We start from the raw sequence: 21319 nt of genomic DNA on the forward strand, positions 1-21319 counted from the left end.
TTCTTAACTTTATCGCGTCCGGGTGCGCCGCAGTGCGCCCTGACCTCGGGACGCATGCCGCCACGCCCTGCCCCGCCCCACCTCAGTTCAGGGAGTCCACCATGTCCGGATCGCCACCCGCGAGAGGCGGCTTCGTCCGCCGCGTCGGCCTGTTCCAGGCCACCGCCATCAACATGAGCCAGATGTGCGGCATCGGACCGTTCGTCACGATCCCCCTGATGGTCGCGGCCTTCGGTGGCCCGCAGGCCGTCGTCGGCTTCCTCGCCGGCGCGATCCTCGCCCTCGCCGACGGCCTCGTCTGGGCCGAGCTCGGCGCATCGATGCCCGGGTCGGGCGGCAGCTACGTATACCTGCGCCAGGCGTTCCAGTACCGCACGGGCCGGCTCATGCCGTTCCTCTTCGTGTGGACCGCCATGCTGTTCATCCCGCTGATCATGTCCACCGGCGTCGTCGGCTTCGTCCAGTACCTCGGCTACCTCGTACCCGACCTCGGGCAGACCGGCGGCGACCTCGTCGGGCTGGGCGTGATCGCGCTGGTGGTCCTGCTGCTGTGGCGCGGCATCGAGCACATCGCGAAGATCACCGCCGTGATGTGGGCCGTCATGATCGCCGCCGTCACCCTGGTGATCATCGCCGCTGCCACGCACTTCAGCGTCGACCTGGCCTTCAGCTACCCCGAGGGCGCCTTCTCCTTCACCAGCAGCACCTTCTGGATCGGCTTCGCCGGCGGCCTGACCATCGGCATCTACGACTACCTCGGCTACAACACCACCGCCTACATGGGCGCCGAGATCAAGGATCCGGGGCGCACCGTCCCGCGCTCGATCATCTTCTCCATCATCGGCATCATGGCCATCTACCTGCTGCTCCAGATCGGCTCGCTGGGCGTGCTCGACTGGCACCGGATGCTGGACCCGAAGGACATCGCGTCGACCTCCGTGGCCTCCGCGGTCCTGGAGGAGACCTGGGGCAAGGGCGCCGCCCAGGTGGTGACCGTACTCATCCTCGTCACCGCCTTCGCCTCCGTCTTCACCGGACTGCTGGGCGGCTCCCGGGTGCCCTACGACGCCGCCCGCGAGCGGGTGTTCTTCCGGCCGTACGCCAAGCTCCACGTGAAGCACCGGTTCCCGGTCCTGGGTCTGGCCACGATGGGTGTGGTCACGGCGGTCGGCTTCCTCATCGGCCGCCACACCGACCTCGTCACCCTGATCCAGCTGTTGACCACGGTGATGGTCCTGGTGCAGGCGCTCGCGCAGATCCTGGCGCTGAGCGTGCTCCGCAAGCGCCAGCCGACGCTGAAGCGGCCGTACCGGATGTGGCTCTATCCGCTGCCCAGCGTGATCGCCCTCGTCGGCTGGCTGGTCATCTACGGCTACGCCGACAAGAACACCCCGGGCCGTCACCCGATCGAATGGTCCCTGGCCTGGCTCGCCCTCGGCGCCGTCGCCTTCCTGGTGTGGGCGAACGCCGAGAAGGTCTGGCCGCTCGGCCCCCGCGAGATCGACGAGGAGTATCTGGACGTCGCCAAGACCGAGCGGGCCGGCCCCGTCGGGGTCACCGAGCGCTGACCGGGGCGGGCGACCGGCCGGCGGGGCGCGGACGCGCCCGCCCCCGTCGCCGTCCCCGGCCTCCTGAGGCGGGACCGCCCCGCCGACTCCGGGCAGTGGTGGGCGACGGCGTCGCGCACCGATCCGGCGGTCAGGTACGCGTCTTGCGGGACGAGGCCCAGCCGGCGCCGCTACGCCGTCGTATCGAGCGCGCGCACGTCCGCACCGTCCACCCGGACCGCGCCGGGGGCCCTGTCGTAGAACCGGGCGATCAGCTTCACGAGCGTCGACTTGCTCGCATCCGTCCCGCCAACGAAGGCTACGGTCTGGCTCGCCGGGACCACCAGGTCGAGGCCGCGGATCGCCTCGGGACCGCCCGCCCGTGCTCGCGGACTGACGATCGTTGGTTGATCATGGCTAGCTTTGGGATCGAATTTGAGCCAAGTTGACCCGGAAGGATCGCTCCATTCCGCGCAAACCGTCCTCAATCGCAGGCCGAGGGCGGCTACGCGGGGTTGCGGATTGGCCGGGGCGGGCGCACGTTTTGGTGCACCAAAGGGTGGGAACGGTTCGGCGTCCGTCCCCGTCTCGGCAGTGGATCGTCAGCCGATAGGCCGTCTCGGAGGGAGAAGCCATGCCCCAGGAACCGACATTCGCGATGCTCGTCCAGTCCCTGATCAAGGGGTGTGACCCGGACGCGCCAGAGACCCGCCACGGGTTGATCTCGAGCTCGTGACGGGGCGTCACCGGTTCGCATTGCGCGATGTTCGGGACTCCGGTGGTCTGCTCGCCGTGCTCGCGCAGGGCGCGCCGGGGCGACACGCAGCACCGATGCCCGCCGGAAGGGAAGCAGGGATCTCATGACAGTGCAGGCCATCAAGCTGCCCATACTGCGGATGCCGTACCCGGTGCGGGTGAACCCGTACCTCCTGGCCCTGCGTCAGGAGGCCGAGACGTGGGCGCGAGAGATGGGCATGCTGGACAGCGACGAAGCGTCGTCGGCTCGCCGGGCGATCTGGAACTCGTCCCAGTTCCACGCCATGGCCGTCGACCAGCTAACCGCCTGGGCCCTTCCTGACGCCTCATTCACCGACCTCCGGCTCAATCACCGGTTCAACCTCTGGGCTCTGGCCTGGGACGACTACTTCGCCTCCGCCTTCAAACGGACGGGCGACCTCACAGGTGCAAAAGCCTTCACCGCCCGCCTCCATGCCTTCTTGCCGTCGGAGCCGGGCGCTCGGTTGCCGGAGCCGACCAATGCCGTCGAAAGGGGCATGGCCGACCTCCAGCAACGACTGTTCCCCCCGAGAATGGCGCACTGGCAGCGGGGACTCAACCGTGCCCTGGCGAGGTACGTCGACGCGGGAGTTCAAGAACTGGCCAACAGCCGCGCCGGGCGTGTCCCGGACCTCATAGAGTATGCCCAGTTCCGCCGTGAAAGCTTTGCCGCCTATAGCGCCCCGTATTCCGTCGAACTCTCCACTGGTGCACGGGTCCCTGAGCAAATCCGGCAGAGCCGAGCCTTCTGTGCATTGCTCGACGCCTTCATGGACTACATGGGAATGGCGAACGACATCGCTTCCTATCAACGGGAAATCCATGACGAACACGACGTCAACAACCTCGTCATAGTCCTCCAGACATCCCTGCGCATCACCGTCCAGGAGGCGATGCATGCGGCCGCCGATCTGGTGACCGCACGACTGCGCCACTTCGAGCACCTCACGCGGAGCGAACTGCCCCCGGTCGTCCGGCGAGCCGGTTTGAACCACGACGAACGGAACGAGCTGCAGGAGTGGCTCCGGGGAGCTTGCAGTTTCCTGTCCGGCATCCATGCGTGGTACACCGGAGCGCCGCGCTACGCCTCCGCAGACGGTCCGTTCCCTGCCGACTCAGGAGTCACGCCCGACGGTACGAGCCCACGGTTGGTGCCCGCCCGGCTGTGAGGAGGCTGCCTTCCCGGGCCGTCCGGCAGCCTCCTCGGCTGTAGTGCTCGGCTCTTGAGGTGAGCTGCGAGGGCTACAGCCTCCGCAGAAACTGCTTGAGTCGCGCTCGCCACGAGGTGCGGGGCTCGGTCGGGCGCAACAATTCCGGTTCGGACAGCGGCCATTGGGGCGCAGCCGGCATTCCGGTACTCGGCGGGGGCGCGGCCGGCAGCGGTGGCAGCACATCATGGGCTTCCGGACTGCGGGACGCGAACTTCACCGGTAGCGCCGTCAGATGCCGTGACCATGTGGAGGAGCGCCAGGTGAGCTCTTCTTCGGGCACGGCCAGGCTGATGTCGGGAAGCCGGGTGAGCAGGATGTCGATGCCGGTGTCGGCGATGACACGGCCGATGTCCTGGCCGGGGCACTCATGGGCGCCGGCGCTGAAGGACAGGTGCGCGCGGTTGTGGTGCACCCGTGTCGAGGGTTCCGGGCGGACCGCCCGATCGACGTTCCCGGCGGCCAGGCCCAACAGGAGCATGTCTCCCGCCTTGATCTCCTGTCCTCCGAGGGAGGTGTCACCGGTAGCCCAGCGGCCCGGGCACACCATCAGCGGTGGCTCGTCCCAGAGCACTTGCTCCACTGCTTCCGGCAAGGTCATCTGTCCGCCGGCCAGCGACCCGCGGAACCGCGGGTCGGTGACCACCATCCGCAGCACGTTGGACATGAGGTTGGCGGTCGTCTCATAGCCCGCGAGCAGGATGAGACGCAGGTGGTGTTGCACCTCCTCGTCCGTGAGGCCTGCCGGGTGGGCCATCAGTACGGATGCGATGTCCTGCCCGGGCAGGGCGCGCTTGGCGACGACAAGCTGCTCAAGGGTCTCCAGCACGTAGGCGTTGCTCGCGAGCGACGTTTCGGTGCCCTTGAAGAGGTCCCGGGCGGCGTGCACGAGCTTGGGACCGTACTCGTCCGGCATTCCGAGCATGTGGGTGAGAACGAGCATGGGCAGGTGCTCGGTGAACTGGCCGACCAGCTCCGCGTTGCCCATCGCGCAGAACTCGTCGACCAGCTGGTGCGCGAAGCGGGTGATGCGGCGGCGGATTCCGCGTTGGTCGAACTGGTCGAGGCCGGCGGTGACCGCGCCGCGCAGACGCTGGTGGTCTTCGCCGTCCGCACATACGCAGTCGGGTCGCCAGCCGATCATCGGAACCAGCGGCGAGGTGGCGGCGTCGATCTCGCCGCTCTTCCAGCCGTGCCAGGTGCGGGGGTCGCGGGAGAACTGGGTGGAGCGGCTGGCCACATCACGGTTCTCGAGGTACCCCAGGACGAGCCAGGCCCGTACGTCCCCGTCGAGCAGGACGGGGGCCACCGGGCCGTGGACGGCACGCAACTTTTCGTACAGACCCATGGGGTCGGTCTCGGCAGCGGCGCCCCAGAGCCGGGTCACCGCATCGCGTCCCGTGGCGGTGTGGGCCGGGCAACCCGGGGGCGGGGTGAGCCCTGGTTCCGTGGTGGTGTGGTCAGTGGGTGGGACGGTCATACGGACTCCTGAGCGGCGGCGAGGGTGCACAGGTAGCCCATCAGCGAGAGCAGCGCGTCCCGGCTGGACGACCGGTCGCGTGCGTCACAGGTGATGATGGGCACCGATTCGTTGAGCGCCAGAGCGGTGCGCAGGGCTGGTAACGGGTGCTGCGGCGCCTCGGGGAAGGTGTTGACGGCCACGACGAAGGGGACGCGGCGGTCTTCCAGACGGGTGATGATCTCGAAACAGACTTCGATCCTCCGCGTGTCGACGAGGACCACGGCACCGAGCGCGCCTTCGAAGATGCCGTTCCAGAGGAACCAGAAGCGCTCCTGTCCCGGCGTGCCGAAGAGGTAGAGGATCAGCTCCTCGTTGATGCTGATGCGGCCGAAGTCCAGGGCAACGGTCGTGGTGTTCTTGCCTTCCGCGCCGGGATTGTGGTCGATCCCGACGCCGGCCTGAGTCATGGTTTCTTCGGTGGTCAGGGGCGGGATCTCGCTCACCGCCCCGACCATGGTCGTCTTGCCCACCCCGAAGCCGCCGACAACGACGATCTTGACTCCCCTGGCGCCGTGCGGCAGCAGCACGTCCGAGCGTCGGGGGCCGGCGGCGAGTGCGTCAGAGCCTGCGTAGTCCATGGATCACCGCCTCCAGAAGGCCAAGTTCGGGGACCGCTGCGACAGGAACGGGTGCAGTGGCCTCAACTCGCTCGTGGTCCACGAGCTTGGAGAGCAGCACCGTGATGACGCTGAACGGCAGGCTGAGATACGCGGAGATCTCGGCCACCGACAGCGGGTATTGACACATGGCGAGAATGGCCGCCTGCTCGGGCTGCATTCCCGGTTCGGGTGCGGACCTCGATGCGACGAGGGTGACCAGGTCGAAGGCTTTGGCCGAGGAACCCGGGCCACCGGAGATGACATAGAGCGGCACGGGACTGCCTTCGTCCCATGCGTCCTGGTTCTGTGACGTCACATCGCCTGCCCGATGTCCTCACGAGGTGGGCTGGTCATGTGTTGACCGATCCGGAACACCAGCGTACGCATGCGGTCGCCCAGCAACCCTGCGTCCACCTCCTCGTCGGCCAGCACCGCGAGATAGGCCCCGGGTCCGGCCGCCATGAGGGAGAAGTATCCGCCGTCGACTTCGATCCCGACCATGTGGGTCGAGCCGTTTCCGTGCGGGAACTTTTGGGCGATGGCCTTCGCCAGGCTTTGGATGCCCGAGCAGGCAGCAGCGATCGCGTCAGCGGTGTCGGGCTCCGTGTTCGCTTGGCCGATGCACAGACCGTCCGACGACAACACGACCACGTGACGCACGTACGGGACGCTGGTTGCAAGCTCCTTGAGCATCCAGTCCATGTTGGGCAGTGGCGGCACGGTTACTCACCCTCGTCTGATGGCTCGCTGGTTTGGATGGAAGGGCCCGTGATCGGTCTCTTTTCGCCGTTGAACGCCTCCCACATCAGGCCCGGCTGCCGGGATGCGCCGGCTGCTCCCGGGGTGGCGGCCGGAGCGGCCGGGGGGTGAGGGGACGTGCGGACGACCGGCGTCGGGACGGGCGATTCGCGTCGCCGTTGCGGCAGTGCGTTGATTGCCTGTTCGACCTCGACGGAATCTGCTGCGGCAACGCGCGTCGTCGTCGGCGGCTTCGGCACGGCCGGTGCGCCCGTGGGCCTCGGCGTGAACTGCTGTACTTTCGGGGCAGGCAGCTGAACCGTGGTGATCAGGCGCCGCGGAACGAGCACGACGGCCCGCACTCCTCCGTACGCGGAGGTGCGCAAGTCGACGTCGAGGCCGTTCTCGCGGGCCAGCCGGCTGACGACGGGCAGGCCGAGCTGTGTCGCCTCGCCCAGGTCGGCCAGATCGATGCCGGATGATGCCTGAGCCATGACGCGATCGATGCGCTGGCGGACCTCTTCGGTGAGCCCGACCCCACGATCCTCGATCTCGATCGCGATACCGGAGGGCACCTCGTTCGCGGTCACCTCGACCGGGGCGTGCGGCGGCGAGAAGGTCGTGGCGTTGTCGAGCAACTCGGCGAGCAGGTGGATCAGCGGCTCGGCTCCCTGGCCGATCACGGCCACCTCTGTCACCGACTGCAGCTTCACGCGGGGATAGTCCACGATGCGTGACATGGCCCCTCGCACGACATCGTAGAGCGGGATCGCTTTCGACCACTGGCGCCCTGGCCGGGCATCACCCAGTACCGCGATGCTGGCCGCAAGGCGCCCGATGAGGGCATTGCGATGGTCGATGTCCTGCAGGCCATGGGAGACCACTACATCCGTACCATGCAGGATCTGCATGTCGCGCAGGTCCTTGGCGAGTTGGTGCACGATCGCCTGGACCCGCCGGGCGATCGCCACCAGTGCCCGCTGCGACGAGTCCCGGGTGCGTTCCTCGGCATCCACGGCTTCCAGGAGCGTCCGCAGAGCTGCCCGGAGCGCTTCGGCGAACTCGCTGTCGAGATGGTCCCCGAACGGGACGGACTGCAGGATCTCCGAAACGGGCTCACCCTTCTGCAGGCGGGCGACAGCTGCGGGGAGGAGCTCTTCGGCGAGCCATACAGTGGTGGCCCGCTGATCGGACAAGCGCGCGAACAGTGCGGTCTCGCGTTGCGCGTAGTACCGCTGTACCTCGGCATTCGCCCGCGCGTAGCGGGCCTGCTCCGCCGAGCGCGCCCGGCGGGCCGTCTCAGCCGAAGTGATGGCTGTCAGGACGACCGCGACGAGGCCGCACCAGGCAACTGGCGTGCGTATCTGTGCGGAAACACAGATCAGCGCTACGACGCAGGCCCCAGCCAGGACACCAGTGGGGATTAGCCATGCCGGAGCCACTGCACGCGGCAGCGCTCTAGGGGTTGAACCTGCACGAACCATCGAAGGGTCCCTAAACAGTCTGGAATTGGTCGATTGGGCGTGATGCGGTGCGCCGACAGGAACGGTCGGGACTTCGCTCGGACGAGCAAAGATGTTCCAATTGGTGCGCCCGACGGGCCGGTTCGAGATCGCATCGGTGGTCATGCCTCTCTGTGGACAGGCTCCGTCTGCGCGCAATGCGACGTTCGACTCGCGGTGAGTCCAGAGCAACACGCGGGGCGAGCATAGTCAGTTCGGGTACGCCAGGTGGCCTTGACCGGAATGGAAATCTCCGTTGATCAATCTGGATCCACAGTTGATCGATAACCACCATGACGCACGCTGCAAATGCATGGAATCGACTGCATCCAGCAGCTTGCTGTCCACGGCGTCCAGCTCCGGCCTCCGTGCGAACCGCTGTAGGCTCCGGGCATGTCCTTGACCTGCGGGAAGCAGGCAGGGAGCAGACATGTCGGGAGTATTCGCATGCTTCGTACCATGTTCAAGTCCAGCACCTGACATGTGGACGTTTTTGCAGGTCAGCGCCGTGCTGTCGGGGTCCAGGTCAGCAAGTGGTCAGCATCGGGCCCGATCATGTCCCGCCGTTGCTGACCTCGGTGACGGCAGTGGGCGAATCTTGACGGTCTCCCGTTACTCCTCGTTGAACACTGCGTCGAGGGCACTGACCAGCACTTCCGCCTCGGTTGAGCGGAATGAGAGAGCAGGACCGCTCCTTCGAGGCTGTGCCCGGGTCGGCCGCTGGCCGCCCGGGCACTCGGGTAACCGGTTCCGGACTTCTACTCCATGAACCGGAAGGACCATGCCTGGCGTCGGTTGTTGACGTCGAGCGGCCTCAGGGCGACACGGGGCGGGAAGATCCGCAGCAGGCTGAGGTCCAGGGCCAGCTCCTCTCCGTCGACGGGGCCTCCGGGGACGACGACGTGGAAGGAGTGCGGCTCCGCGCTCTGATAGAGCGCCCACTCGCGCGGATCGGGGTACCCGACCACCGGCTTGTTCATCTCCGGGTCGCCGTCGTAGGAGAGATAGGTTCCGCCGCGGAGGTTGCGGATCGTGCAGTTGCCGTTGCTGAGCGACTCCAGCTGCCACTCCTGCTCACCGGGGTTGCCGGTGGGCGGCAGCAGGAAGACGGGTGTCTTCGGCTCCGACGCCCCTCCTTCCAGCGTGAGGAGCTGCTCGGGGGGACGGCTGATCGTGTAGAGGCCGTTCGGTACGGGTGCCAAGGCCGGCTCCGCTTCTGACGCGCGGCGCCCGCGCGGGGTCGCCGCTGATCTTTTGGGCTGACGGATCCCTTCCCCGCCAACGCGCGACAAAGGTCGGAAACGCTCTGCGTCACCCTTCAGGAGGACAACGTCCTCGGTCGGGTGGCACCCTCCGTGGGGATCCAGCGGAGGTAGACGCTCAGCGCGTCGGCCGGTTGCCCGTCGCGGATGCAGTCGGCCAGGGCAAGCCACTGCCGCTGGTCGGCGTGGCCGTCGATGGGGGCCTGCCAGGCAGGATGGAGGTCGTTGTCGTCCATCAGGGCGTCGACCAGGAGGGAGCCGCAGCACCCCTTCTTGGGTTGGGTGACGGCCTTCAGTACCTCCGGGGCACCCGTGCGTTCGATGCTTTCCCAGGTTCCGACCGCACTCGCTGCCGTACGCAGATGCTGGTAGGCGGCAAGCGAGGGACGGGCACCCAGCAGATCCCGGCGGACCGCGACCACGTCGGCCAGACGGGTCGGCCCGCTCGTAGCGCTCGCAGAGGAAGGCGAGTGCGTTCACGCTGTCCCCGTCGGCCTTCAGGAGGCACTCCATGAGGTACTTCTCCGTCCACCTCCGTGGGTTGGCTCGCCAGGCGGCCACTACCCATGCGCGTGCAGGGGCCAGCCCCGAGTCACCGAGCACCTCCCGGTAGTCGAAGAGGTCGATGTCGGCGGCGTCGTTCACCTCGCTCGGCAGGTACCGCACCAGCCACTCGGCGGTCTCCAGCGGGTCGGGCCCGGCAGTCCGGCAGGCCTCCAGATGGGCTTCGGCCAGCCGGTGGCGACGTCCCCGATCAGACTGTTTGAGTCGTCGATCTCGCCGTACGTGCGCCCCAGAGCCTGGAGAGCCTCACGGGCAAGCTCCACCGCGTCCGCCGACCGGCCGTTCACCGTCAGTGCTCGCAGTGCGGTCACGGCCTCTGCCGCCTGCCGATCGTGGGCGTGGGCGTCGGCGTACTCGACGTAGTCGTAGCGGGCGAAGGGGCGGGTGTCGAGGAGACTCAGGATGCGCTCCCGGACGATGCCGGTGTCCTCGCCGGCGGCGGCCGCCCGCAACTCCAGGCGGCGCCGCACATCGCGGTCAGCCCACCGTGCTGTTCATGCGGTCGTCCGTGCGTACTTCTTCGAGCGCTGTCATCAGAGCCGGGGGGACGGCTTCGCGAGAAGCTCGCCTGGATCAGGTCATCGTCACGCGTAGCAGGCCGACATCGCCGCATCCCCGGTCGTGATGGTCGCGGGTGGTTCAGGCGAGGAGAAGGCGAACAGGCGACGCCTCAGCCGATCCCCGGCGCGCCCCACACCGGGAACCAGCGGCCCAAGTCGGGTTCGACCCTCAGGTCGTCCGCGAGCAGCGCCCTGGTCTGGAGCTCCAATGCGTTGTCACGCCTCCCGGCCGTTCCGGGAAGTGGCGCGAAGGGGTAGAAGGTGCCGCGCTTGTAGAGGTAGACCAGAGCCATCGTGCGCTGTCCCGCGGCCTCGCGGAAGCCGATCAGGGAGCAGAGCAGCTGCGGGCCGAAGCCGGCCTCCTGGAGGAGGGTGTTGACGGCGTGCAGGTCGTTTACCAGTGCGGGCAGGTCGTCGGCGGGCCGGCGGGCGAGGAGCCAGGTGTAGCCGTACGCGTCCTGGCTGAACTCGACCGGTATGCCGCCGCGGCCGGTATCGGCGTCGAGCAGCTCCCGTACCTCCTCCTGGAGCCCGGCGAAGGCGCCGCCCTCGACGCTGGCGAAGCACACCGAGCCGACGCCGGTCGGAGCGAAACCGGCAGCCGCCTGGAGGGTGATCGCCGCGCCCGGCAGGCCGAAGAGTTGGTCGAGGTCAGGGCGTACCGGCTTGCTGCGGCCGAGGATGGTGTCGAGGAGTCCCACAGGAAGTACCTCTTGTTCAGGGTCGGCCGAGCTGCGCCGAGACCTTGCCCAGTCGGTCCAGCCGTTCCTCCAGCGTCGGGTGGGAGGAGAGCAGCCTGCCCAGGCTCTCCTGGGACGAGAACGCGGGCGCGAACCAGAACGCGTTGAACGGCTCCGCCTTGCGCAGATCCCGGCTCGGAATCCTCGCCATCTCCCCGGTCACCTTGGTGAGCGCGGAGGCAAGCGCCGACGGACGGCCGGTCAGCAATGCGGCCGCTCGGTCGGCGGACAGCTCGCGGTAGCGGGACAGCAGCCGGGTCAGCAGGAAGCTGATCACGTAGACCACGGCGCTGACCAGGGGTATCAGGAGTGCCACGACGGCGGCGTTGCTGTCGCGGCTGTCGCGGCCGAGTCCGCTGTACAGCGCGATGCGGGTCATCACTCCTGACAGGACACCGAGGAACGACGCGATGGTCATCACCGCGACATCGCGATGGGCGACGTGCGACAGCTCGTGCGCGAGTACGCCCTCCAGCTCCTCCGGCTCCAGACGGCGGAGCAGGCCGGTGGTGACGCAGACCAGCGCGGTGCGCTCGCCCCGGCCGGTGGCGAACGCGTTCGGCACATCGCTGTCGGCGATCGCCACGCGCGGCTTGGGCATGTCGGCGAGCGCGCAGACGCGGTCCACGGCGCCGTGCAGCTCGGGCGCCTGCTCGGGGGTGACCTCACGGGCACCCATGCTGAAGGCCGCGATCCGGTCGCTGAACCAGAACTGCGCGATGAACAGACCGCCCGCGACCACCAGGATGACGGGCCACGAGCCCCGGAGCAGGGCCAGCAGCACGCCGACGAAGACGACGTAGAGCAGCCCGATCAGGAACATGGTCATCACCATGCGGGTGGTGAGTCCCTTGTCCGGGACGTAGCGGGAATGAGACCGGGTCCCAGGCATCTGATCACCCTCCAGGCGGAGCGCCGGCACCGCGCTCCTCATCATCGATTGTGCCGCTTTCTCCCTTCGGACAACCCGCTGTGCCGCGCATGGCCCGGACAGGCCCCGCGGCGCTCAGGACGGCGTCCCCGCGTCCGTGTAGCGGAACAGGGCGCCCACACCTTCCCGCAGCGGCAAGTCGTCCTGCGGTACGACGACCAGTTCGGCTCCGGTGCCCACCAGGGCCCGCACCAGGGCCTCGTCGGCCAGGCCCTCGGATGCGGCTCCGTGCAGTGCTCGCCGGCCGATGAACATGTCCGCGATCTCCCGGTCGTGCGCGGCCATCCGGCCGTGGAAGAGACTGTTCAGCTGCGGCTCCAGGAGCGCGCGCCCGGTGCCCGTCGGCGTCGGTCCCGTCACGCGTACGATCCGGCGCCACAGCCCACCTGGCAGGCGGCGGACCAGGACGTTGCCTGCCCAGTCGTCCCCGCCCACGACAATCCGTTCGCCGCGCGAGCCGGACTACGCCGCGCGTCCGCGGTGCACGTCCGCCTTCGTCCTCGCCTTGTGCCCGCAGCCGCGGATGGGCTCGGCGGTTCAAGTGCTGCGGGCCATGCGTTGCCCGTCCCCGCCGCGAGGATGCAGTCGCCCAAACAATCCGGCCGGGTCTGACGCGCAGAATTCTTGACTGACGTTCGGGCCTCTACGATGCTGATGTTGCGGTCCATGCGATGCGTGCCGTAATGAGCAACACATCTCTCCGGGTTCAGATCAGTCGAGGAGTGGCCATGGCTCACCAGGTCCGTGCTGTTGTCGCGAGGGAGAAGGGCGCTCCCGTCACTCTGGAAACGATCAACGTGCCCGACCCCGGCGCGGGCGAGGCGCTGGTGAAGGTCGAGACCTGCGGGGTCTGCCACACGGATCTGCACTATCGCGACGGCGGCATCAACGACGACTTCCCCTTCCTGCTCGGCCACGAGGCCGCGGGCATCGTGGAAGCGGTCGGCGAGGGCGTGACGGACGTGGTGCCGGGCGACTTCGTGATCCTCAACTGGCGGGCGGTGTGCGGCCAGTGCCGGGCCTGTCTGCGTGGCCGCCCCTGGTACTGCTTCAACACCCACAACGCGAAGCAGAAGATGACCCTCCTCGACGGCACCGAGCTGTCCCCGGCTCTCGGCATCGGCGCCTTCGCCGAGAAGACCCTGGTGGCGGCCGGGCAGTGCACGAAGGTCGATCCCGCCGCGTCGGCGGCGGTGGCCGGACTGCTGGGCTGCGGGGTGATGGCGGGCATCGGCGCCGCGATCAACACCGGGGGCGTCGGGCGTGGCGACAGCGTTGCCGTCATAGGCTGTGGCGGGGTCGGCGACGCTGCGATCGCCGGATCGCGGCTGGCCGGCGCCGCGAAGATCATCGCGGTGGACATCGACCAGCGGAAGCTCGAAACCGCGAGCAAGCTGGGGGCCACCCACACCGTCAATTCCCAGGAGACGGACCCGGTCGAGGTGATCCGCGGGCTGACCGGCGGATTCGGCGCGGACGTGGTCATCGAGGCGGTCGGCCGCCCGGAGACGTACCGGCAGGCGTTCTATGCCCGCGACCTGGCCGGCGCGGTGGTGCTGGTCGGTGTCCCGACGCCCGACATGACGCTGGAGCTGCCGCTCCTCGACGTCTTCGGGCGCGGCGGCGCACTCAAGTCCAGCTGGTACGGGGACTGCCTGCCCAGTCGCGACTTTCCCATGCTGATCGACCTTTACCTGCAGGGTCGGCTGGACCTGGATGCGTTCGTCAGCGAGACCATCGCGCTGGACGAGGTCGAGAAGGCCTTCGAGCGGATGCACCACGGCGAGGTGCTGCGCTCGGTCGTGGTGCTGTGATGGCCGACGTGCGTATCGAACACCTGGTCACCAGCGGGACGTTCAGCCTGGACGGCGGCACGTGGGACGTCGACAACAACGTTTGGATCGTCGGTGACGACCACGAGGCGATCGTCATCGACGCCGCGCACGACGCCGAGGCGATCGCCGCCGCGCTCGGCGGTCGTACCCTCCGGGCGATTGTGTGCACCCATGCACACAACGACCACATCGACGCCGCCCCGGCGCTCGCCGACCGGACCGGCGCGCCGATCCTGCTGCACGGTGACGACCTGCCGCTGTGGAAGCAAACCCACCCGGAGCGGTCGCCGGACGGCGAACTGGCGGATGGTCAGGTGGTGTCGGTGGCGGGCACCGAGCTCACGGTGCTGCACACGCCCGGGCATGCACCGGGCGCGGTCTGCTTCTACGCGCCGGAGCTCGGGACGGTTTTCACCGGCGACACGCTGTTCGCCGGTGGGCCCGGCGCGACCGGGCGATCCTTCTCCCACTTCCCGACGATCATCGACTCCATCCGGGACCGGCTGCTGAGCCTTCCGGCGCAGACGGTGGTCCGTACGGGGCACGGCGACGCGACGACCGTCGGCGACGAGGCGCCGCACGTGGAGGAGTGGATCGCGCGGGGCCATTGACGGGCACGGGCACGGGGGCTCGCCCCCGCCCCGGCAGCCCGCCGGGTGTCAGCCGCCGATTTCCGCCGGTTCCACCACCACCCGGCTTCGCCCGGCGTGGACGGTTTCGCCCGCGGACTTCTGCTTGGCGGACCGCTTCTCCTTCTCTGCCTCCAGCCTGTCGGTGTACGACTGCGTGCGGTGGTGAGGCGGTCGGTCGCCGGTTCGCGGAGCAGCGTCGTGACGCCGATGACGTTCTGCCGCGGGATGCCGAGGCCGTACTTCGGGTCCGACACGACCATCCGTACGAGTTCCTCGCGGGCGGCGGTCATCACGTGGGACACGGATGCCGTGCACCGCACCTTCAGGGCGGATCGGCTCCCGCTGCGCCGGGTAGATGCGAGGCGGGTTCACGGTGCTGTCCACCGGCGTGCCGTCGTCGACGTGGGTGACCGGGATCGGCTTGCCGTACGCGAACAACTCGTCCACGTACGGCTTGAGGTCGCCGAGTGTCAGACCCGAGAACACCTCAGGTGGCGGGCCTGCCGCGTCAAGGCTCGCGACCCCCTTCTTCGGCTGCCCCGCTGTCCCGATCGGATCCTTGACAAGGTATGGGGCCCCCTCCAGACTGACGTTGCGTACATCGCAATCCGTTTCGCTATACGCACCGAGGTGTCCTTTGATGATTCCCGTGTGCCGCCTCGCGGATCTGCCGCGAGGCGAGGCCTATCGGCTCGAAATCGACCCGCCCGTCGCGGTGTTCCACACCGAGGACGGCGAGGTGCTGGCCATCGACGACACCTGCACGCACCAGGACGCCTCGCTCGCGGACGGCTGGCTGGAAGGGTGCGAGGTCGAATGCCCGCTGCACGCCTCCAAGTTCGACCTGCGGACCGGGGCCGTCGACGCTCCGCCGGCCAGGCTGCCCGTCCGGACCCACCACGTGGTCGTCGAGGGTGGAATGATCTACGTACAGCCGTCCGAGGCCGCGCCCAACCTGCCTCCCTGTGTCACGGCACGGCTCGCCGGAGGTCCCGCGTGAGGACCGTGGCCGTGGTGGGCGCCTCGCTGGCCGGACTGTCGGCGGCGCGTTCGCTGCGGAAGCAGGGATACGGTGGGCGGCTGGTCCTGATCGGCGGCGAGCCGCACCGGCCGTACGACAGGCCGCCTCTGTCGAAGGAATACCTCGCTGGTGGCATGGGTGAGGCGGACCTCTCGCTGGAGGCGGACGGCGAGGATCTCGGCGCCGAGTGGCTGCTCGGCGTACGGGCCACCGGGCTTGACCGCGGCGACCGCTCGGTGCGCCTTGCCGACGGCCGTGCGGTACGGGCCGACGGCATCGTCATCGCCACCGGTGCGGCGGCCCGCACCCTGCCCGGGAGCGACGGTCTGGCCGGTGTTCACACACTGCGTACCCTGGACGACGCTCGGGCCCTGCGGGCCGACCTCGCCCGCGGCGGGCGGCTGGTCGTCATCGGCGGCGGATTCATCGGCGCCGAGGTGGCCTCGACCGCGTACCGGCTCGGTCTCGACGTGACGGTCGTCGAAGTGGCGCCGACTCCGCTTGCCGGACCGCTCGGTGAGACCATGGGCGGCATCGTCTCCTCGCTCCACGCGGACCACGGCGTACGGCTGCTGTGCGGCACAGGGGTCGAACGGCTCAGCGGGGCCGGCGGCCGAGTGGACGCGGTCCTGCTGGCGGACGGCCGCCGGCTTCCGGCGGACACGGTCGTCGTCGGTGTGGGTGCCCGCCCGTGCGTCGAATGGCTCGAAGGCTCCGGCATCGTGCTGGAGAACGGCGTCCGGTGCGGCGTCGACGGCCGCACCAGCCTGGCCGGTGTCGTCGCGGTCGGCGACTGCGCCTCCTGGTACGACCCGGCCTCCGGGGCCCACCGCAGGGTCGAGCACTGGACCGGCGCCCAGGAACGGCCGACCGCGGCCGTCGCAACGCTGCTCTCCGGGGGCACGGCGGCACCGGCGGCGCCCAGGCCACCGTACTTCTGGTCCGACCAGTACGGCGTGCGTATCCAGTTCGTCGGGCACGTCGCAGGGTCCGACAGCGTCACTGTCGAGGAGGGAGCTACGGACGACCGCAGCTTCCTCGCCGTCTACCGGAGCGCCGGACACCCGGTCGCCGTGCTCGGGATGGACCAGCCGCGGCTGTTCACCCGCTGGCGCAAGCAGCTCGCCACGGCGAGGTCTTGACGCCGCCGGTCTCGCACCGCATGCTGCGGGCGTTGCCTGCGGTTGCGTATTGCACATTGCGTTGCTTGTCACACAACGACGTTTTTCCCGCGAGGAGTGCCCTGTGACCTCGACCAGCCTGCCGGACAGCCTGATCGCCACTCTCCCCGGCTCCTGCTACACCGATCCCGGGATCTTCGCCCAGGAGCAGGAGCACATCTTCGAGACGATGTGGTTCTGCGTCGCGCGCTCCTCGGAGCTTGCCAAGCCGGGTGCCTTCAAGACCGTGGACGTGGGCCGCGAGAGCATCCTCGTCACCCGCTCGCGCGACGAATCCATTCGCGCCTTCTTCAACGTCTGCAGGCACCGCGGCGCCAAGCTCTGCACCGAGGGGGCCGGCGAGGTCAAGCGGGCCTTCCAGTGCCCGTACCACGCCTGGACGTACGACCTGAACGGCAAGCTGGTCGCCGCGCCCAACCTCACCAGGATGCCGGACGTCGGCCGTACCGAGTACGGCCTGGTGGGCGTGCGGGTACGCGAATGGCTCGGGTACGTCTGGGTCTGCCTGGCCGAGAATCCGCCTTCCTTCGAGGACCAGGTCATCGGCGCGGTCCGCACCCGGCTGGGCGACGTGGAGTCCATCGAGCACTACGACATGGCGAACCTCGAGGTCGGCAGGCGGATCGTCTACGACGTCAAGGCGAACTGGAAGCTCATCATCGAGAACTTCATGGAGTGCTACCACTGCGCCACCATCCACCCCGAACTCACCGAGGTGCTCCCCGAATTCGCGGACGGCTACGCCGCGCAGTACTACGTCGGTCACGGCGCCGAATTCGGCACGGACATCAAGGGCTTCACGGTCGACGGCTCGGAGGGGCTCGATCGCATCCCGACCGTCACCGAGGGCCAGGACCGCCGCTACTACGCGATCACCATCAAGCCCCAGGTCTTCATCAACCTCGTGCCCGACCATGTGATCTTCCATCGGATGTACCCGGTCGCCGCGGACCGCACGATCGTCGAGTGCGACTGGCTGTATCTGAAGGACGTCGTGCGCGGCGGCAAGGACGTCAGCCGCTCCGTCGAGCTCTTCGACCGGGTCAACCGGCAGGACTTCGACGCCTGCGAGCGCTGCCAGCCGGCGATGAGCTCGCGCCTGTACGCCAAGGGTGGTGTCCTGGTGCCCAGCGAGCACCACATCGGCGCCTTCCACGACTGGGTACGCGAACGCCTCGGCACCCGGCAGCCGGAGTAACGGCGGGCCCGAGCGCCCAGGGTGCCAGGCGTGCGGTCAGCCCAGGTAGCCCATCCGGTGGCTGATCTCCTGTGCGCCCTTGACCAGTACCGGTGCGAGCTCGTGCATCCGCTCCTCGGTGAAGCGGTAGGAGGGTCCGGAGGCGCTGACCGCGGCGATCACCTCGCCGTCCCGGGAGCGGACCGGAGAGGCCATGGCATGCAGGCCGATCTCCAGCTCCTCCAACGTCCAGGCATAGCCGCGTTCCCTGGCCTCGGCGAGGTTCTTCTCGAGCTTCGTCTTCGAAGTCAGGGTGTGTGGCGTGAGCTTCTCCAGGCCCGCGTCCGCGAGGAGTTCGGCGCGCTGCTTCGCGGGGAGGTGGGCCAGCAGGATCTTGCCGCTGGAGGTGGCGTGCAACGGGGTGAGCTGGCCGACCCAGTTGTGCGCGGTGATGGCGCCGGGGCCGCGCACCTGGCAGAGGTTGATCGCGAACTGCTTCTCCATGATGGCGATGTTCACGGTCTCGCCGATTTCCTCGGCGAGTCGCTCGCAGACCGGGCGGCCCTGCTGTGTGATGTCGATACGACCGGTGACCGCACCGGCCAACCGTACGATGCCGAAGCCGAGGCAGTACTTGCCGCGCTCGCCCGCCTGTTCCACCAGCCCGCGTGCCTCCAGGGCGCCGAGCAGCCGGAAGGCGGTGGACTTGTGGACGTCGAGCTCCGCGGCCACTTCGCTGACGCCGGCCTCGCCGCGCTGGGCCAGGATCTCCAGCACACTGATGGCGCGGTCGACGGACTGCACGCCGCCGCCCTGCGGTCCCGCCGTCTCGCTATCTGCGGTGAAGTTGCTCATGGTGCAACTATACGCACGGTAAACAACGGCGCGGTCGGAGGTGAGAAGGAACTCAAGCGAATCAAGTTGCGCGGCTTGCAACCTAGTGCGTATAGCGCTACCCGTACTACCATGCCGCGCATATCGACGACGCGAGCGAGACGAGGCAGACCATGGCCCCCTTGCAGTATGACTTCGTCATCGTCGGCGGCGGTTCGGCCGGCAGTGCCCTGGCCAACCGGCTCTCCGCCGAGCCGGGCAACCGCGTGCTGGTGCTGGAGGCCGGCCGGTCCGACTACCCCTGGGATGTCTTCATACACATGCCCGCGGCGCTGACCTTCCCCATCGGCAGTCGCTTCTACGACTGGAAGTACGAATCCGAGCCCGAGCCCCACATGGGCGGTCGGCGCGTCTACCATGCCCGCGGCAAGGTGCTCGGCGGTTCCAGCAGCATCAACGGCATGATCTTCCAGCGCGGCAACCCGATGGACTACGAGCGGTGGGCGGCCGACCCGGGTATGGAAACCTGGGACTACGCCCACTGTCTGCCGTACTTCAAGCGGATGGAGAACTGCCTGGCGGCGGACCCCGACGACGAGTTCCGCGGCCACGAGGGCCCCCTCGTCCTCGAACGCGGCCCGGCCTCCAGCCCGCTCTTCCCCGCCTTCCTCCAGGCCGTCCAGGAGGCCGGCCACCCCCGCACCGACGACGTCAACGGCTATCGGCAGGAAGGCTTCGCGCCTTTCGACCGCAACGTCCACCGCGGCCGCCGCCTGTCGGCCTCGAAAGCGTACCTGGGGCCCGTCAAGCGGCGGCCGAACCTTGACGTCAGGACACGTGCCCTGGCCACTCGCGTGCTCTTCGAGGGCAAGCGCGCAGTCGGCGTCGAGTACCGGCGCGGCCGCGGCAAGGTCCAGCAGGTGCGCGGCCGCGAGGTCATCCTGTGCGGCGGTGCGATCAACTCCCCGCAGCTGCTGCAGCTCTCCGGCGTCGGAAACGCCGAGGAACTCGAGCCGCTCGGCATCGACGTCGTCCACCACCTGCCGGGGGTGGGTGAGAACCTGCAGGACCACCTGGAGGTCTATGTCCAGCACGCCTGCAAGCAGCCGGTGTCCATGCAGCCGTACCTCGCCAAGTGGCGCGCTCCTTTCATCGGCCTCCAGTGGCTCTTGCGCAAGGGCCCGGCCGCGACCAATCACTTCGAGGCGGGGGGCTTCGTCCGCAGCAACGAGGATGTGGACTACCCCAACCTGATGTTCCACTTCCTGCCCATCGCGGTCCGCTACGACGGGTCCTCGCCCGCCGGCGGGCACGGCTACCAGGTGCACGTCGGACCCATGTACTCAGACGCCCTCGGCTCCGTGAAGATCAAGAGCAAGGACCCGCGCGAGCATCCGGCGCTGCGCTTCAACTACTTGTCCACCGAACAGGACCGACGTGAGTGGGTCGAGGCGATCCGGGTGACCCGCAAGCTCCTCAACCAGCCCGCGCTCGCCCCGTACAACGACGGGGAGATCTCGCCCGGACCATCCGTGCAGAGCGACGAGGAGATCCTCGCCTGGGTCGCGAAGGAGGGTGAGACCGCCCTGCACCCCTCCTGTACCTGCAGGATGGGCACGGACGAGATGGCCGTCGTAGACCCGGAGAGCATGCGGGTGCACGGCGTGGAGGGGCTGCGCGTCGTGGATGCCTCCGTGATGCCGTACGTCACCAACGGCAACATCTACGCACCCGTGATGATGATCGCGGAGAAGGCCGCCGACCTCATCCTCGGCAAGGAGCCGCTGCCGCCCTCCAAGGCCTCGTACTACCGGCACCGCAACCCGCGGTGAGAGGGCTGCTGAAGAACGTCCGCTACGAGGTCCTGCCGGCGAAGTCCACGCAGGACAAGGTTCTCGCCCATGTGCCGCGCGATGTGGTGGTGACGGTCACGGCGTCGCCGGTGAAGGGCCTGGAGCCGACGCTGGATCTCGCGACCCGGCTGGCGGCGGAGGGGTACGGCGTCGTACCGCATGTGCCCGCCCGGCTCCTCAGGGACGGCGCCCATGTGGCGGAGGTCGTCGCACGGCTGCGGGAAGCGGGCGTGGACGACGTCTTCGTACCGGCAGGGGACGCGGATCCGCCCGCCGGACCGTACGAGGGGGCGCTGCCCGTGCTGCGGCGGCTGGGCGAGCTGGGCAGCCCCTTCAGCAGGGTCGGCATCACCGGCTACCCGGAGAGCCATCCGCTCATCGACGACGACACCACCATCCAGGCGATGTGGGACAAGCGTGCCCACGCCACGTACATCGTGAGCAACCTGTGCTTCGACCCCCGCGTGCTGGGCGAGTGGGTGACGCGGGTCCGCCGCCGGGATGTCACCCTCCCGGTTCACGTGGGCGTGGCCGGGCCCGTCGAACGTACGAAGCTCCTGGCGATGGCGGCGAAGATCGGTGTGGGGGAGTCGACGCGCTTCCTGGCCCGGCACGCTTCCTGGTTCGTGCGCTTCGCGGCGCCGGGCGGCTATACGCCGGAGCGGCTGCTGCGGCGCGGCGCGCCCGTGCTGACAGCGCCCTCGGCGGCGGTCGCGGGCCTGCACCTGTTCACCTTCAACCAGATCGCCGAGACCGAGCGCTGGCGACGCGGCATGCTGGAGCGCCTCGACGGTTGCTAGCACCTGCCGGACGGGCTCCCATGGAGCTCGTCCGGG

The 21319-nt window shown here is 68.7% G+C and carries 23 protein-coding genes; 9 read left to right on the plus strand and 14 right to left on the minus strand.

All coding sequences use genetic code 11. The annotated features are described in order from the left end of the window. Positions 1–101: 101 nt before the first annotated feature. Positions 102–1568: an APC family permease gene (locus OG509_RS31460; protein WP_406186003.1), complete on the plus strand. Its 1467-nt coding sequence runs from the start codon at positions 102–104 to the stop codon at positions 1566–1568. A gap of 170 nt (positions 1569–1738) precedes the next feature. Here OG509_RS31460 and OG509_RS31465 read toward each other — a convergent pair whose 3' ends face one another. After that, entirely contained in the window at positions 1739–1891 is a 153-nt protein-coding gene (locus OG509_RS31465; protein WP_406186004.1) for an ATP-binding cassette domain-containing protein, read from the minus strand. A 516-nt stretch (positions 1892–2407) separates the two neighbouring features. Here OG509_RS31465 and OG509_RS31470 point away from each other — a divergent pair. Continuing rightward, positions 2408–3493 (plus strand): hypothetical protein, encoded by a 1086-nt coding sequence (locus OG509_RS31470; RefSeq protein ID WP_406186005.1) that lies wholly within the window; start codon positions 2408–2410, stop codon positions 3491–3493. Positions 3494–3566: 73 nt separating this feature from the next. Here the strand turns inward: OG509_RS31470 and OG509_RS31475 are convergent, their stop codons facing one another. From OG509_RS31475 to OG509_RS31525, 11 genes are all read right to left on the minus strand, one after another. After that, positions 3567–5012, minus strand: coding sequence for a cytochrome P450 (locus OG509_RS31475; protein WP_406186006.1), 1446 nt, complete (start codon positions 5010–5012; stop codon positions 3567–3569). Further along, positions 5009–5632, minus strand: coding sequence for a GTP-binding protein (locus tag OG509_RS31480; RefSeq protein WP_406186007.1), 624 nt, complete (start codon positions 5630–5632; stop codon positions 5009–5011). The genes OG509_RS31475 and OG509_RS31480 overlap by 4 nt, the downstream gene beginning before the upstream one ends. Then, a complete protein-coding gene (locus OG509_RS31485) occupies positions 5613–5927 on the minus strand; it encodes a DUF742 domain-containing protein (protein WP_406186009.1) in 315 nt (104 codons plus the stop codon). The genes OG509_RS31480 and OG509_RS31485 overlap by 20 nt, the downstream gene beginning before the upstream one ends. A 38-nt stretch (positions 5928–5965) precedes the next feature. Further along, positions 5966–6355 carry a roadblock/LC7 domain-containing protein gene (locus OG509_RS31490; RefSeq protein WP_406186011.1) on the minus strand — a complete coding sequence of 130 codons (390 nt, stop codon included), beginning with the start codon at positions 6353–6355 and terminating at the stop codon, positions 5966–5968. A 20-nt stretch (positions 6356–6375) separates the two neighbouring features. Next, positions 6376–8019 carry a sensor histidine kinase gene (locus tag OG509_RS31495; RefSeq protein WP_406186012.1) on the minus strand — a complete coding sequence of 548 codons (1644 nt, stop codon included), beginning with the start codon at positions 8017–8019 and terminating at the stop codon, positions 6376–6378. 632 nt (positions 8020–8651) lie between these two features. Further along, positions 8652–9095, minus strand: coding sequence for a hypothetical protein (locus OG509_RS31500; RefSeq protein WP_406186013.1), 444 nt, complete (start codon positions 9093–9095; stop codon positions 8652–8654). A 116-nt stretch (positions 9096–9211) separates the two neighbouring features. Beyond that, positions 9212–9577, minus strand: a complete 366-nt coding sequence (locus tag OG509_RS31505) for a hypothetical protein (RefSeq protein WP_406186014.1) — start codon at positions 9575–9577, stop codon at positions 9212–9214. Positions 9578–9796: 219 nt separating this feature from the next. Next, on the minus strand, positions 9797–10189 hold the full coding sequence (locus OG509_RS31510; RefSeq protein WP_406186015.1) for a hypothetical protein: 393 nt from the start codon (positions 10187–10189) through the stop codon (positions 9797–9799). Between the two features lie 200 nt (positions 10190–10389). Further along, a complete protein-coding gene (locus OG509_RS31515; protein ID WP_406186016.1) occupies positions 10390–10980 on the minus strand; it encodes a hypothetical protein in 591 nt (196 codons plus the stop codon). A 16-nt stretch (positions 10981–10996) separates the two neighbouring features. Beyond that, on the minus strand, positions 10997–11911 hold the full coding sequence (gene htpX / locus OG509_RS31520; RefSeq protein WP_406186017.1) for a zinc metalloprotease HtpX: 915 nt from the start codon (positions 11909–11911) through the stop codon (positions 10997–10999). A gap of 114 nt (positions 11912–12025) precedes the next feature. Next, positions 12026–12385 carry a hypothetical protein gene (locus OG509_RS31525; protein WP_406186018.1) on the minus strand — a complete coding sequence of 120 codons (360 nt, stop codon included), beginning with the start codon at positions 12383–12385 and terminating at the stop codon, positions 12026–12028. 293 nt (positions 12386–12678) lie between these two features. Between OG509_RS31525 and OG509_RS31530 the strand changes: the two genes are divergently transcribed. Next, on the plus strand, positions 12679–13764 hold the full coding sequence (locus OG509_RS31530; RefSeq protein ID WP_406186019.1) for an S-(hydroxymethyl)mycothiol dehydrogenase: 1086 nt from the start codon (positions 12679–12681) through the stop codon (positions 13762–13764). Next, positions 13764–14396, plus strand: a complete 633-nt coding sequence (locus OG509_RS31535) for an MBL fold metallo-hydrolase (protein WP_406186020.1) — start codon at positions 13764–13766, stop codon at positions 14394–14396. The genes OG509_RS31530 and OG509_RS31535 overlap by 1 nt, the downstream gene beginning before the upstream one ends. Before the next feature lie 48 nt (positions 14397–14444). On the opposite strand, the gene OG509_RS31540 is transcribed toward OG509_RS31535, so the two are convergent. Then, complete coding sequence (locus OG509_RS31540) at positions 14445–14903, minus strand: hypothetical protein (RefSeq protein ID WP_406186021.1); 459 nt, start codon at positions 14901–14903, stop codon at positions 14445–14447. Positions 14904–15057: 154 nt separating this feature from the next. Between OG509_RS31540 and OG509_RS31545 the strand changes: the two genes are divergently transcribed. From OG509_RS31545 to OG509_RS31555, 3 genes are all read left to right on the plus strand, one after another. Further along, positions 15058–15417, plus strand: a complete 360-nt coding sequence (locus OG509_RS31545; protein WP_406186022.1) for a bifunctional 3-phenylpropionate/cinnamic acid dioxygenase ferredoxin subunit — start codon at positions 15058–15060, stop codon at positions 15415–15417. Then, a complete protein-coding gene (locus OG509_RS31550; protein WP_406186023.1) occupies positions 15414–16580 on the plus strand; it encodes an NAD(P)/FAD-dependent oxidoreductase in 1167 nt (388 codons plus the stop codon). The genes OG509_RS31545 and OG509_RS31550 overlap by 4 nt, the downstream gene beginning before the upstream one ends. A gap of 103 nt (positions 16581–16683) precedes the next feature. Beyond that, complete coding sequence (locus OG509_RS31555; protein ID WP_406186024.1) at positions 16684–17817, plus strand: aromatic ring-hydroxylating dioxygenase subunit alpha; 1134 nt, start codon at positions 16684–16686, stop codon at positions 17815–17817. A 36-nt stretch (positions 17818–17853) separates the two neighbouring features. On the opposite strand, the gene OG509_RS31560 is transcribed toward OG509_RS31555, so the two are convergent. Continuing rightward, entirely contained in the window at positions 17854–18651 is a 798-nt protein-coding gene (locus OG509_RS31560; protein WP_406186025.1) for an IclR family transcriptional regulator, read from the minus strand. 152 nt (positions 18652–18803) lie between these two features. Between OG509_RS31560 and betA the strand changes: the two genes are divergently transcribed. Beyond that, entirely contained in the window at positions 18804–20462 is a 1659-nt protein-coding gene (betA, locus tag OG509_RS31565; RefSeq protein WP_406186026.1) for a choline dehydrogenase, read from the plus strand. After that, the gene (locus tag OG509_RS31570; RefSeq protein WP_406186027.1) at positions 20459–21283 is read left to right on the plus strand and encodes a 5,10-methylenetetrahydrofolate reductase; all 825 of its coding nucleotides are present in this window, start codon (positions 20459–20461) and stop codon (positions 21281–21283) included. Before betA ends, OG509_RS31570 begins: the two co-directional genes overlap by 4 nt. Positions 21284–21319: the final 36 nt, after the last annotated feature.

The organism is Streptomyces sp. NBC_01006 (genome assembly GCF_045162725.1).
GTDB lineage: Bacteria > Actinomycetota > Actinomycetes > Streptomycetales > Streptomycetaceae > Streptomyces.

What these genes read in the sequence shown, in the direction of transcription:
- OG509_RS31460 (WP_406186003.1), top strand. Translation starts at nt 102, where the DNA reads ATGTCCGGATCGCCACCCGCGAGAGGCGGCTTCGTCCGCCGCGTCGGC.
- OG509_RS31470 (WP_406186005.1), top strand. Translation starts at nt 2,408, where the DNA reads ATGACAGTGCAGGCCATCAAGCTGCCCATACTGCGGATGCCGTACCCG.
- OG509_RS31475 (WP_406186006.1), bottom strand. Translation starts at nt 5,012, where the DNA reads ATGACCGTCCCACCCACTGACCACACCACCACGGAACCAGGGCTCACC.
- OG509_RS31480 (WP_406186007.1), bottom strand. Translation starts at nt 5,632, where the DNA reads ATGGACTACGCAGGCTCTGACGCACTCGCCGCCGGCCCCCGACGCTCG.
- OG509_RS31490 (WP_406186011.1), bottom strand. Translation starts at nt 6,355, where the DNA reads ATGGACTGGATGCTCAAGGAGCTTGCAACCAGCGTCCCGTACGTGCGT.
- OG509_RS31495 (WP_406186012.1), bottom strand. Translation starts at nt 8,019, where the DNA reads ATGACCACCGATGCGATCTCGAACCGGCCCGTCGGGCGCACCAATTGG.
- htpX (WP_406186017.1), bottom strand. Translation starts at nt 11,911, where the DNA reads ATGCCTGGGACCCGGTCTCATTCCCGCTACGTCCCGGACAAGGGACTC.
- OG509_RS31530 (WP_406186019.1), top strand. Translation starts at nt 12,679, where the DNA reads ATGGCTCACCAGGTCCGTGCTGTTGTCGCGAGGGAGAAGGGCGCTCCC.
- OG509_RS31535 (WP_406186020.1), top strand. Translation starts at nt 13,764, where the DNA reads ATGGCCGACGTGCGTATCGAACACCTGGTCACCAGCGGGACGTTCAGC.
- OG509_RS31545 (WP_406186022.1), top strand. Translation starts at nt 15,058, where the DNA reads ATGATTCCCGTGTGCCGCCTCGCGGATCTGCCGCGAGGCGAGGCCTAT.
- OG509_RS31560 (WP_406186025.1), bottom strand. Translation starts at nt 18,651, where the DNA reads ATGAGCAACTTCACCGCAGATAGCGAGACGGCGGGACCGCAGGGCGGC.
- betA (WP_406186026.1), top strand. Translation starts at nt 18,804, where the DNA reads ATGGCCCCCTTGCAGTATGACTTCGTCATCGTCGGCGGCGGTTCGGCC.